This is a genomic window from Prosthecobacter sp. (assembly GCF_044373815.1).
GTDB lineage: Bacteria > Verrucomicrobiota > Verrucomicrobiia > Verrucomicrobiales > Verrucomicrobiaceae > Prosthecobacter.
This window is the reverse complement of record NZ_JBIPNG010000181.1, coordinates 1-11,880: the sequence shown is the minus strand read 5'-3', so window position 1 is coordinate 11,880 and position 11,880 is coordinate 1. Positions and strand designations below refer to the sequence as shown.

At 61.1% G+C, this 11,880-nt stretch carries 9 protein-coding genes; 2 read left to right on the top strand and 7 right to left on the bottom strand.

Features of this window, described 5'->3' with window-relative positions:
- The 5 genes from ACIREA_RS15670 to ACIREA_RS15650 form a co-directional block, all read right to left on the bottom strand.
- Positions 1–1,121 (bottom strand): VWA domain-containing protein (locus ACIREA_RS15670; protein ID WP_397383231.1); only part of this gene is annotated, 1,121 nt, incomplete at its 3' end.
- Between the two features lie 88 nt (positions 1,122–1,209).
- Complete coding sequence (locus ACIREA_RS15665; protein ID WP_397383230.1) at positions 1,210–2,346, bottom strand: aminotransferase class V-fold PLP-dependent enzyme; 1,137 nt, start codon at positions 2,344–2,346, stop codon at positions 1,210–1,212.
- A 36-nt stretch (positions 2,347–2,382) separates the two neighbouring features.
- Positions 2,383–3,303 (bottom strand): alpha/beta hydrolase, encoded by a 921-nt coding sequence (locus ACIREA_RS15660; RefSeq protein ID WP_397383229.1) that lies wholly within the window; start codon positions 3,301–3,303, stop codon positions 2,383–2,385.
- A gap of 292 nt (positions 3,304–3,595) precedes the next feature.
- Entirely contained in the window at positions 3,596–7,111 is a 3,516-nt protein-coding gene (locus tag ACIREA_RS15655) for a PVC-type heme-binding CxxCH protein (RefSeq protein ID WP_397383228.1), read from the bottom strand.
- Positions 7,112–7,496: 385 nt separating this feature from the next.
- Positions 7,497–8,186, bottom strand: coding sequence for an RNA polymerase sigma factor (locus tag ACIREA_RS15650; RefSeq protein WP_397383227.1), 690 nt, complete (start codon positions 8,184–8,186; stop codon positions 7,497–7,499).
- Positions 8,187–8,272: 86 nt separating this feature from the next.
- Here ACIREA_RS15650 and ACIREA_RS15645 point away from each other — a divergent pair, with 86 nt between their 5' ends.
- Together ACIREA_RS15645 and ACIREA_RS15640 are read left to right on the top strand one after the other, a co-directional pair.
- Positions 8,273–8,800 (top strand): hypothetical protein, encoded by a 528-nt coding sequence (locus ACIREA_RS15645; protein WP_397383226.1) that lies wholly within the window; start codon positions 8,273–8,275, stop codon positions 8,798–8,800.
- Positions 8,801–8,821: 21 nt separating this feature from the next.
- A complete protein-coding gene (locus ACIREA_RS15640; RefSeq protein ID WP_397383225.1) occupies positions 8,822–9,361 on the top strand; it encodes a hypothetical protein in 540 nt (179 codons plus the stop codon).
- Positions 9,362–9,580: 219 nt separating this feature from the next.
- Here ACIREA_RS15640 and msrB read toward each other — a convergent pair whose 3' ends face one another.
- Together msrB and ACIREA_RS15630 are read right to left on the bottom strand one after the other, a co-directional pair.
- The gene (gene msrB, locus ACIREA_RS15635) at positions 9,581–10,174 is read right to left on the bottom strand and encodes a peptide-methionine (R)-S-oxide reductase MsrB (protein ID WP_397383224.1); all 594 of its coding nucleotides are present in this window, start codon (positions 10,172–10,174) and stop codon (positions 9,581–9,583) included.
- A 64-nt stretch (positions 10,175–10,238) separates the two neighbouring features.
- The coding region (locus ACIREA_RS15630) for an SUMF1/EgtB/PvdO family nonheme iron enzyme (protein ID WP_397383223.1) at positions 10,239–11,880 on the bottom strand (1,642 nt) is incomplete at its 5' end.

Below are 11,880 nucleotides of genomic sequence, written 5' to 3'. Positions count from 1 at the left end.
AGCATGACGAGGCCGCCGCCGAGTTTATCGACGTAATCGCGCAGCGCATTCATGAGCGGCTCGCCGAGCTGATGTGCGGGAACGTCGGAAAGGATGACGCCATCGTAGCCGCCGAGCATTTCAAATGTGATCGCGAGATTGCCCGGCTGACGCATGTCCAGCTCGATGCCCTCCTTCTCCATCGCCTGCATGAGGTAGCGGCCTTCGGCGGCGTCGGATTCGATGTAGAGCAGTCGCAGCCTTCCGCGCACATCGACGATGGCGAGGGCGCTGTCATTGCCGGGCAAGGTGTCGCCAGCGATTCCTTCCAACACGGCGCGGTATTGGAAGGTGTTGCGCGTGGATGGGGTGCGATTGAAGACGATCTCCTGCGTGGCGCCGGGCTTGAGCGTGACGGGGCGCTTTTCCACCTCGATCCCGTTTTCATAGAGCTTCAGGGTGCCCGTGCCTGCGATGGTGCTCTCAAAGGCGGCCTTCAAACTCAGGCTGGCTCCTTCAAACAAACGGGTGCGATTGGGCGTGAGCGACAGCATGCGTGCATCTGGGCGATTGGGGCCCGCCACGGGCAGCGCGTGCAGTTTGATGCCTGACACAGCCGCTTCGCGTGCCGCATCCAGCAGGCTGCCGCGTGTTTCATGGCCATCGCCAATGATGAGGATGTTGCGGCTGGCACCGGGTGGAAACAGAGCCTCCGCGTATTCGACGGCGGCGGCGTAATGGCTGTCGCCACCGTTTTGTTTTTGCCATGCGGCCTGCATGGCGGGCGTGCTGCCTGCGGGCAGGAGCTCGGGCTGCGAGCCAAGCTGAACGACAAAGGAATCAATCCCGCTGCCGAGGCCCGAACGCACGCGCGCCGCTTCAGCGAGCGATTTCTTGAGTCCTTCCTCGCCCATGCTCTGGCTGGCATCTACGATGATGCCGAGCGCCTTGCGCCCCGTCTGCGTCACACGGGCCGGTCCGGCGAGCGCGGCGATGGCAAGCATCACGCCGATGGCGCGGGTGACCAGCAGCAGGCGTTTCCGCAGTCCGGTCATGGGATGCGATGAGCGCGATTCGATCCACAGCAGCAGAGCGACTGCGGGCAGGATGAGCAGAAGGAGTTTTGGCGATTCCCAGTCCAAGATTGCTGAGGATAGGCTTGCTGACTGTCAGGGCAAGGGGCGTCCCGAAAAAAGGCGGGACGCCTCGATCCGTTGTCAGGCCGGAGGCCTAACCTCCGATGGTGCTGCGCAGCGTGGCCAGCAGCTTGTCGATGTCCTCGGCGGTGGTGTAGCCATGCACGGCGATGCGGATGCGGCCCACCTGATGCATGACGTGGATGTTTTGCGCGAGCAGGGCCTCATTGATGGCGGCGGTGTTGTCGTGTTTGAAAGCGACGATGCCGCTGGAGCAGTCCGGTTGGGCGGCGCTGAGCGCGGTGAGGCCCAGCTCCTTCAATCCGGCATGCACACGGGCGACGAGCGGATCTGCATGCGCGATGATCTTGTCCATGCCGACAGTCTCAAGGTAACGAAGCGAGGCATTCAAGGCATACAGCGCGGCAAAGCTGGGCATGCCGACGGAGAAGCTGAGCGCGCCGGGCTTGATGCGGGCGCTTTCAAAGCGGTCGGCATCAAAGGCGTTCGCGATGTGATACCAGCCACCTGCAGTGGTGGTAAGACGAGACGCGGATTTTTTGGGAATGCCGATGACGCCGCCGCCATGGATGCCGAGGGTCCATTTGTGCGTGCTGGAAATCATGATGTCAGCGTCCTGGCAATCAAGCGCGACACGGCCCAGCGCCTGAGTCACATCGACGGCGATGACCGCCTGCGGTGCGAGCTTGCGGATCATGTCGCGCAGCGGGGCGAAGGGGATGCGGTGGCCGTTGTAGAAGCTCACGAGGCTGACCTGCACGAGAGCGGTGCGATCGTTGAGCAGCGCGGCGAGATCGGTGAGATCCAATGCACCTTCACGATTTTTCCAAAGGCGTGTGACGGGGCGTGAAGCCTCGGGCGCGGTGAGCCAGGGCGTGGCTCCGGCGGGGAAATCGAGATCGGTGACGATGACTTCGTCCTTCGGGGTCAGTTGCAGCGCGTTGGCGAGGAGGTTGTAGGCCTCGGAGCTGCAGGAGCAGAAGGAGACCTCATCTGTGCTGAGGCCGAGATGCCGGGCGGTGATCTCGCGGCAGTCTTCCACACGCGGGAAATGGAAATCGCGCCCGCGCATGCCGAGCGACTTGTGGTGCATGTATTCCGCGACGGCCTCATTCACACAGAGCGGCGGGATGCTCTCGGCGGCGGTGTTGAGGTAATGAATGCCTTTGAGGCTGGGGAAATCGGCGGCGCGGGAAGATTCGGTGAGCATGCGGTGAAGAAACGTCGCTCGCGCCGCTTTTTTCAATCAGTTCTCATGCTTCAATGAGGGCGCGTTTTCTGGAAGCTTGAGGGTGGGGTCTCCTCCGAGATAACCGAGGGAGGTGAGGAACTCGTCCATCTTCTTCGCGGTGACTTGAATCCAGGGCTCCTTGTTGAAAAAGCCGTGTGGCATGTCCGCTGCGGACCACATCTCGGCGCGGAGGCCGAATGAGGTGGCTTTTTTCACATACTCGTCGCCACCGGCTTTGAGCTTGTCGGCGGTACCAAAGAAGAGAATGGCGGGCGGGGTGTCTTTGCTGACGAAGCTGTTGGGGGTGATCGCCTCCGCCATCTCCAACGTCATCGGGCCGTCGCCGGTGGCGCGCTGCTTGAAGAGGGTGGCGATATTCATGGCGGGATTGAACAGCACCAGAGCGTTGGGTTTGGCGGAGATGGTTTTATCGTCGGACTCGGCATCGTAGGCGGAAGCTAGCGCGGTGCAGGCGGCGAGGTGGCCGCCGGCGGAGCCGCCGCCTGCGATGACTTTGGTCGGATCAATGCCGAGTTCCGTGGCATGGCCGCGCACCCAGCGGATGGCGCTCTTCGCATCTTCCACCGCTTTGTCAGGCGTCGTCTTGTGGACATTGAGAATGCGGTAATCCGCGCTGATGGCGATGATGCCACGACTGGCGAGGTATTCGGCCTGCGGGACGAACTGGAGGTAGGAGCCGCTCTTCCAGCCACCGCCGAAGAAAAAGACGGCGCAGGGGCGGAGCGCGGTGATTTGAACTTCGCCCTTGGGCGAGAAGACGTGGAGTTTGAGCTCGCCCTGCGGCGTGGCTTTATAGACGATATCCTTCGTCGCGACTTCGACATCGGTCAGCTTGATCAAGGGCTTGGTCTTGCCCGCCTTCTGAGCGTGGAGCGGCAGGGCGATGGCGAGGAGGACGGGAAGGAGCAGGCGCATGGTGTGGCTAAACGATGGGGAATGCGGGTTGTTTCAACGCCTGGAGTACGACAGACACTCTTGTCTGTCGGCCAGCGCTATCGCAGACAGGCGAGCTCACGCTTCACCTAAAACAGCCCGGAGCAGTTCCAACTCTACGCAAGCTCGCAAACTCATCGCAGTGAGGCAGCATGTCAGTTTGAGCACTCCATGGCCTGACGGAGTCGTGGAACAGGTGGACAGGAGTGTCTGGCGGCTCAACGACGTTGGGGCCTGCGGGAGCGCTGATCGACAGACAGGAGTGTCTGTCGTACTACTTCAGAGTCTGCAACCACGACACGAGATCGGCCAGGCCTTGGGGGCCGATGGCTCCGGCAAGACCGGGAGGCATGAGGGAGAGTTTCATCTCTTCCTTTTTGACGATGCTGGATTTTTTGACGGGTGTGGAGGCTCCTCCCGCGATGCGCAGGGTGAGTTCTGTGTCGGTTTCGCTGATGGGGTAGCCGGTGATGGTCTGGCCTTCTTTGGTCGTGACAGTCTGACCGACGAAGCTGTGCTCGATGGCGGCGCTGGGGTAGAGGATGGCGGTGAAGAGGCCTTCGGCGGAGAGCTTGGCTCCGATCTGCGAGAGGTCGGGGCCGAAGTCGATGAACTGGCCTTTGACGCGGTGGCAGGCCACGCAGCCGGCCTGCATGAACATCTGCTGACCTTTGGCGGCGTCACCTTTGAGTTTTACGAGTTCAGGCAGCTTGGGGAAGTTTTCCAAACCTTGCGCGGCGGGCAGGGGGAGTTCTTTGGCCGCTTGATCGCGCACGCTGGCATCGGTGCTGCGGCTGAGGGCGAGGGCGGACTGATCTTTGAATTCGGCGGGCAGTTTTCCTTCGCTCTGCCACTTGAGAATGGCGCGTCCGCCTTCGCCGCTGAGAGCGAGGGCGTCGATAATGACGTGGCGGACGTCTGCGCGTTTTTCCGGCCAGAAGGCTTGGTTCAAGACGGCTACGGAAGCGCGATCGCTGACACGACCGAGTGATGCGATGAGAGCCTTGGCGGATGCCGCATCGGCGGTTTTGAGGAAACGCAGCGCGCCATCGCGATTCGCGGCGATGAGGCGTGCGGCGTTGACGGACTCGGGCGCATTTGGATTGGCGACAATGTAATCGAGCAGTTCCTTCTCGAAGCCGGTGAGGTTGAGGCGCTCGACGAGGGAGATGAACTCGGGTTTGCCGATGACGGGTTTGAGGAGGGAGTCGAGGCGGGCTTTGGCCTCGGGATTGGAGGTGATGGTGTTGCGATCAAGCAGCGCGGTGGAAGCGAGTGAGGTTTCGCTATCGGCTTTGAGGAAGATGGAGAGAGCGGCGGCGGCGACTTCGGCGGGATATTTGGTTTGTAGAATTTGGAGAGCGCGAAGGCAGCGCTGAGATTGCTTGCGGAAATGCGCTGCTTGGGAGTCCCGGCTGCTCACGAGCTGGTCCGCAATAAAACCGGGGATGCTGCGATCGCGATGACGCAGGATGAGTTCAGCGGAGATTTCATCATCATCTTGGTTCCCTGCGTCACCAATGAGGGCGATCCTTGATTCTTCGCGTCCTTCATTGCTGAGCCCTAGCGCTTCGACAATCCACCTGTCGTATTTCCGGGACTGGGAGGCAATCCTTGCCCAAAGGCCCCGTGCATCTGTGCTTTGGTCAAACCGAAGCGCAATCGCCGCTTCCCGGCGAACCGCAGGCGAAGCGTCCTCCACGACCTTTGCGATCACCTCATGCAACATCTCAGGATGCGCTTGCTGCAGCAGACGGCGAGCGACGCGGATGGCGGTGATGCGGAGGTTGGGATCGGTGTCGGCGAGGGCTTGGGTGAGGCACTCGGGAAGGGTCATGTCGTGCGGGTTGGGTTTGTCGGAACCGGGATTGATGCGCTCCCACTCATGAGCTGTGAGCAGCCACAGGGCACGGGCGCGATGCTGTGGGACGGATTTGGTGTCGCGGAAGATCTTGTGAAGCTCGGGCTCAGCTTCGGAGCCGATTTCTTCGAGCTTCTTCCACGCCAGATAACGCTGATCTTCATTCGATGACTTCAAGGCAGCCACGGCTCCTTCAACGGTATCCAGCTTGAAACTCGGCACCTGATACTTCTCCGCCGCCTTCGTCGTCACGCGGAACAAGCGGCCGCGCGTCACATCTCCCATGCCATGTCCGCCGACGCCGGGGTCGTACCAATCGGCGACGATGAGGGAGCCGTCGGGGGCGACGGCGACGTCGCTGGGGCGGAACCATTTGTCCTTGGTGCCTTCGAGGATATTGACGATTTCGGCTTTGTAGCCAGCGCCGTCGGGCTGGGTGATGTAGGCGCGGACGATGTTCGGGCCGGCATCGCAGTGGAGGGGCTGGCCGTGGAAGATGCTGGGGAGGAGATCGCCTTCATAGACCTGCATGCCGGTGGGGCTGCCTGCACCGGTTTGCAGCATGTTGGGGATGACGCCGGGGTCGTTTTGGTGCCAGTGTCGCAGGGGGATTTCGCTCTCCCAGCCGAGGCGTGGGGTCTGCCATCCGGCACCGGTCATTTCGTCGGAGTAGCCGTAGTTGCCGAACTCCATGACGTAGTTGATGCGCACGCCTTTGTTGCCGTCGTCGTCGTTGTCGGACTGCCATAGGGTGCCGTAGCTATCGACGGCGACTTCCCAGTTGTTGCGGAAGTTCCAGGCGAGCAGTTCGACATTGCTGCCATCAAGCTCGCAGCGGAAGATCATGCCCTGCTGATAAGGGCGGTTGTTCTGGTTGGTGCATTTGATGCCGTGGATGTCGGTGATGAGTTTGCCGTCCTTGTCGCAGAGCTGTTTGCTGGCGTTGCCGAAATTGAAGTAGAGGCGGCCATCCGGGCCGAAGTGGAAGGCGTGGATGCCGTGGTCATGCTGCGCGCCGCCGATCTTGGTGAAGATGAGTTCTTTGCGGTCGGCTTTGTCATCGCCGTTGTCGTCGATGAGCCAGAAGACGTCGTCGCCGCAGGAGATGAGGGCTTTGTTGCCGAGCACGCAGATGCCGTGGGCGCTGTCCACATCATGGCCTTGATGGAAGACGGTGGATTTGTCGGCCTTGGCGTCGCCGTCCGTGTCTTCGAGAATGAGGATGCGGTCGCCCTCGGCGCGTTCGCCGAGGTGCTTGCGGTAGTTCACCAGTTCGCACACCCAGACGCGGCCACGGTGGTCGATGTCGATGCTGGAAGGGCTCTCCATCATGGGCTCGCTGGCAAAGAGCTGCACCTGCAGCTCGGGATGCACGGTGAGTGAATCGACGGCATCGGCTGGATCGTGCGAGCTGCTGTCGCTGGTGGCGATGGGCCCGGGGTTTTCCGTGTACACGCGGAACTCGACGCTGGTGCTGCCCTGCTTGGTGCCGCCTTCATCGAGTGCGCCCCGGGCTTTGAAGCGTTTCGTGCCAGCGGGCAAATTGAAAGCTATGATGCTGTTCGCATGCGTGCCGATGCCGTACTCGATGGCCTTGCCTGCGCTGCGCAGTTCGGTGCCCCCGGCGCTGGCGTTCACGCGCACGTTGTTCCAGCCGGTCTGTGCAGACTTCCATTCGATCTCCGTGAGCTTTTTCTCGCTGCCATCGGCCAGGATGAGACGTGGCTCGGCCCAGTCCGCCCAGTCGGCGGTGAAGCTGTTGCCACCATCCGTGACGACGAGGTAGAGCTCCTTCGCACCTTCCAGCGAGACATCGATGTCCACGCTGTGGTTTGGCGTGGCGCTGGTGATGAGCTTGGAGGTGAACAGCGGCTTCGGGGTGGCGAGCAGCAGCGTGGGGGCGAGAAGGGCGAGCAGAAGGAGTTTCATGCGAAGGCGGAGAGTACGCCTGAGGCTGGGGGAAACTTCAAGAATCAAAAAGCGGTGGATCGACAGCCGGTAATCCGTTGGTGGGGGCGTTTTGATCAGAGGTACGATGGGCATTGCCTCACTGGGTTCGCCCTGCGGGCAGCCTGCGGCTGGCTATCTACGCTGCGCTCCGGTTCCTACCCGTCGATCAGCGGCACCGCTAACCCACCTGCTCACGCACCGTCCCAATGCGCAGACAACCATGCTTATCCGCATTGGCGCTAGTGCTTGCAGACTCGTGGGATCGACGCACGGGAGCGTCATTTGACTTGTTGGCGATGCGGCTTCCGTGAGCGCTGATCGACGGGCAGGAGTGCCCATCGTACTTCTCAGAAGCCGGGAGCCCTCACTCCACTTCCTCTCCCAGATGCGCGGCGAGGTGCTTTCGCAATTCAGTGCGGGCGCGGAAGAGGAGGCTTTTCACGGCGGGAAGAGACATTTTCAAGACGGCGCAGATGTCCTCGTATGGCAGGTCCTGATGGCGGCGCATGATCACGGCGATGCGCTGCTTCTCGGGCAGGGCGGCGATGGCGGTGTCGAGCGCCTGCTCCAGCTCGGTCTGTTGCGTGATGTGATCGGCGCCGGGAGTGCTGTGATCGGTAAAATACTTCGGCGGATCGTCTTCGTTCTCCTGCTCCATGCTGACTTCCTTGCGGCGGGAGCGGCGGCGGGTTTCGTTGAAGACGAGGTTGCGGGTGATGGTGAAGAGCCAGGTGGTGAACTTGGCGGTGACCTCATAGCGCGGGGCGCTGCGCCAGACACGGATGAAGACCTGCTGCGCGATGTCGTGCGCGTCGTCGATGTTGTTCAGCATGCGGGCGCAGGTGCCGACGACGGCGTTTTGATGCAGCTCCACAAGCTGCTCGAAGGCCTTCACATCGCCTTCCTTGACGCGAAGCATGAGCCGGACGCTTTCTTGGTCGGAAGACTCCCCGGCATCGTCGGCAGCTGCCGGCGGTGAATGGGAGAGGGCGTTCCGTTCCGGTTCGGGCATGAGGTAGGCTGGCAGTGTGGCTGCCATGCTAGCGAGGGTCATGCGCAATGTAAACCACGGGAGGTGCGGATTGGTTGCGCGCGAATATTTGACGTTCAATGCGCCGTCGTTAAGCGTAGCCTCTTCTTATGAGCGACTTAACCTGGGACACCACTTTCCGCGAACTCTTCGAGCGCTGCTCCAAACTGCACCTTGGGGGAGACACCCGTGCGGTCAGCTGGTTCAAGGAGGCGGACAAGGCTTTTTTGGACGGCATCGGCTACACGACCCAGGAGTTTTTCGACTTCGTCGATGATCACTGCCGGTATGGCGTGGAAGGCCCCACACTGGAGACCAGCCTGCTGGTGGCGGCGGTGCGCAGGGATTACTTCCGCGTGGTGCAGAAGAGCCAGCGCACTGGAAAAACGGTGCCGCCGAGCGCACTTCCTCCCAAGCCGGCAGCGGTTGACGGCATTCCGTGGCTGCCGCGTTTGATCGTGAAGGCACGCGCCAAGCTGCGTGGAGAGATGGACCCGGACACGATGTTCGGCTGCGGTGGAGACCGCGCGTTCTTTGAGCAGCACAGGCTGCATCCCGCTGATTTTTTGCGCGTGACGTGGGCGGCAGGGGACGATGACCAGAAGATCATCGACTTTGTGAAGACGGGGAAGATGTAGAAGCACCGTCGGACGCACCCCATGGAGGAGCTCAATCCTTACGCGGCACCGAAGGCCAGCATATTACCTGAGATTGCTGATGCTTCGAGCATTCGCATGCCTTGTTTGCGTGCTGAAGCGAATTTGAAAGCCTGCGGCGTATTCAGCATTACCATCGGAGTTTTTGTTTTGCTGGCTACGATCAACCTTGTCAAAAATCGCCTGGAGGAAACAGGTAACGTTTATACGGGATGGGCTTGGGTGACTACTCTTCTGCCTTTTCTGCCTCTTTCTAGCGGCATAGGTCTATGCCTCCTCCGACGCTGGGGCTGGGTCTTGGCCTTCGTGTTTTATGGGTTCTGTGCCGTGAACGATCTCTTTAGACTGCCCCGAAGCATCTTCACATTGCTGACCGAAATCATCTTTCTGGTATGTCTGCTGGCTTCCACCACACAAAAGGTGATGTCAAAAGACTACCTTGCTGTGAGAGCGGCCACTCCTGAACTCACCAGCCATGTGGCTTCCTGGGGCTGGTGGGCAATGGTACTCTATATTTTGACGGTGGGAATTCTCAGATCGTAGGATGCGAATGGTGCGGGCAGGAAGTACGACGGGCACTCCTGCCTGTCGCTCAGCGTTTGCGCAAGCTCTGCCACCTTCAACTCGGCCCAACCCGCACTGGCAGGGATTCAGACCTGCGCTCCGCGCTGGACCAGACTTGGCTTTCGGCACAGCTAAGGTGCTCGGTAGCGATGAGGGCTGGAGAGAGCGCTGGCCGACAGGCAGGAGTGCCTGTCGTACTTACTTTTTCTCCACGCCGCCTTCTTTGGCGACTTCGTCTTTCTTCTGCTGCACGGCGGTGGAGCTGACTTCAAGAAGCTTGGGGGCTTCGCCGCCTTTGGGGACGAATTTCAAGGCGACGCCGTTGATGCAGAACCGGCGGTCGGTGGGGGTTTTGAAACCTTCGCCTTCGAAGACGTGGCCAAGGTGGGCGTCACAGCGTTTGCAGACGGTTTCGATGCGTTTCATGCCGTGGCTGTTGTCCACTTTTTCGAAGACGCCTTTGGCCTTGGATGAGTCGTAAAAGGAAGGCCAGCCGCAGCCGGAGTGGAATTTTTCCTTGGAGGTGAAGAGCTCCGCGCCGCAGCACACGCAGTAGTAGGTGCCTTCGCCCTGCTTCTCGAATTCTTCATAGGCCGCACCGTTGGGGCGTTCGGTGCCGCGCATGCGGGTCACTTGGAACTGCTCGGGGGTGAGCATTTTTTGCCAGTCATTTTCAGACTTCACGATTTCGGGCTTGGGCATGGTTTTGGAGTCGGTTTTGGGTTTGTCCTCGGCCTGGGCGATGCAGAAGGCGGCGGCAAGGGCGGAAAGAAGAGCGAGGCGAAGTTTCATGGCGTTGGGTGTGCTGATACGTGGGAGAAGAGGCGAAGATTGCTTATTCCCACAAAGTTGTGGCTCAATCTTCATCCTCGCGCGCCAGCTGGCCGATGTTCCAGAGCAGCAGGCGGAAGCCGGCGTCGGGATGGCGGTCTGTGGCGGTGGCGTGCCGGCGGAAGGATGCGAGGAGTTCCTGGCGCTCTGACGTGGTGTAGGCGCCGCCGCGCAGGACGCCCTGATCGGGCATGGTGTTCCATGAGTCGGAGACCCATTCCCAGAGGTTGCCGGAAAGGTCATGCAGGCCCCGGCCATCCGCGCGGAAGGAACCCACAGGAGCGAGCCCCGCAAAGCCGTCGTCGTATTTGGGGATGGCGACCTTGGCCGTCTTGTCGGCGCTTTTGTCGAGGAAGTTGCCGGATTTGGCGGGTGGCGGCCAGATGAACCCCCAGGGGTAGATACCTTCGATGCGCAGGCTGCGTTCGGAGGGATTGGTGCCGATCTCACGCGAGAGATAGGCGGCCATGCTCCATTCATCATCGCTTGGCAGACGGTATTCCTGATCCGGTTCGAGCAATCCCTGCGCGCGCTCGCGATCCGTCAGCCAGCGGCAGAACTGCTCGGCCTCAGAACGGTTCACCATGCTGACGGGCAGGTTGGGTTCAGTATCCAGCACGCGACCCTCCACCGGCGGTTGATTGGTTGCCTTGGCGAATTCGGCGAAGTCTTTGCGGCGCGTTTCAATGGTGGCCAGCATGGCTTTGCCAAGGGGCACGAATTTGATGCCGAGGCTGTTCTGCCAGGGCTTGCCAAAGACCACCGAGCCGGTGGCTTTCAGGCGCAGATTGAAGCTGATGCTCTGACCTTCCTTGAGCTTGCCGGCGGCCAGCTCCGGCTTGTAACCGGGCAGGCTGATCTCGTAGCTGAAGCTGTCTGCGCGCACCTTGGGCAGGGCGAGCGGGGTGCGGCCCATGAGGCGTTCGCCGTCGAAGACATCCGCCCCCGAAGGCGTGCTGGCGATGTTCAGGCTGCCGAATTTTACGCCCACGATCTCACAGCGAATCGCGCTGTGGCCGGGCTTCGGTTTGGAGGCGCCTGGTGTTTGTGGAATGCCCGCCGGACGCCAGGCGTACTCGTGGTCAGAATCCAGGTGTCCGCTTTGCCGATCGGTGGCGGTCATCCACGCGCAAAAGGCGTCTGCCTCCTCTTTCGGAATCACGGCAGCATACAAGGTGCTTTTGTCCGGCAGTGTGACGGGGGTGACTTCGTACTCGGCGGCACCGTAGGTGGCATCGAGGAACTTGCGGAAGAGATCAGCATCCAGCGGCAGGTCCGCGACGTGGCGGTCCTGTTTGAACGTGAACCACTGTTTGTAGCGGTTCTGCCAGACTTTGGTGGGCGTGGGTGTTTGCGGGCGTGCCGGCAGCACCGGCGGCGGTTTCACCGGCAAGGGGATTTCATAGCTCCATTCACGCTGGTGCTTCGCCATGACCAGGCCGCTTGCCACGAGGAAGGATGTCAGGGTGGTGATGATGGCGGCACGGCTGAAGCGGCGGACAAAGCTTTCCGGTTTGATGTCACCGACGTGCTGCAAGGATTCGGCAAAATCCGAGGCGGTGGTAAAGCGCCGGTTCAGGTCGGCTTCACAGGCCTGGCAGATCACACGATTGAGGTCGATCCAGAACGGCCACTCCTCGTCGGAGAGATTGTCCGGCACCTCGGGG

Coding starts and splice junctions, on each gene's coding strand:
- ACIREA_RS15665 (WP_397383230.1), bottom strand. CDS start 2,346: ATGCTCACCGAATCTTCCCGCGCCGCCGATTTCCCCAGCCTCAAAGGC.
- ACIREA_RS15660 (WP_397383229.1), bottom strand. CDS start 3,303: ATGCGCCTGCTCCTTCCCGTCCTCCTCGCCATCGCCCTGCCGCTCCAC.
- ACIREA_RS15655 (WP_397383228.1), bottom strand. CDS start 7,111: ATGAAACTCCTTCTGCTCGCCCTTCTCGCCCCCACGCTGCTGCTCGCC.
- ACIREA_RS15650 (WP_397383227.1), bottom strand. CDS start 8,186: ATGACCCTCGCTAGCATGGCAGCCACACTGCCAGCCTACCTCATGCCC.
- ACIREA_RS15645 (WP_397383226.1), top strand. CDS start 8,273: ATGAGCGACTTAACCTGGGACACCACTTTCCGCGAACTCTTCGAGCGC.
- ACIREA_RS15640 (WP_397383225.1), top strand. CDS start 8,822: ATGGAGGAGCTCAATCCTTACGCGGCACCGAAGGCCAGCATATTACCT.
- msrB (WP_397383224.1), bottom strand. CDS start 10,174: ATGAAACTTCGCCTCGCTCTTCTTTCCGCCCTTGCCGCCGCCTTCTGC.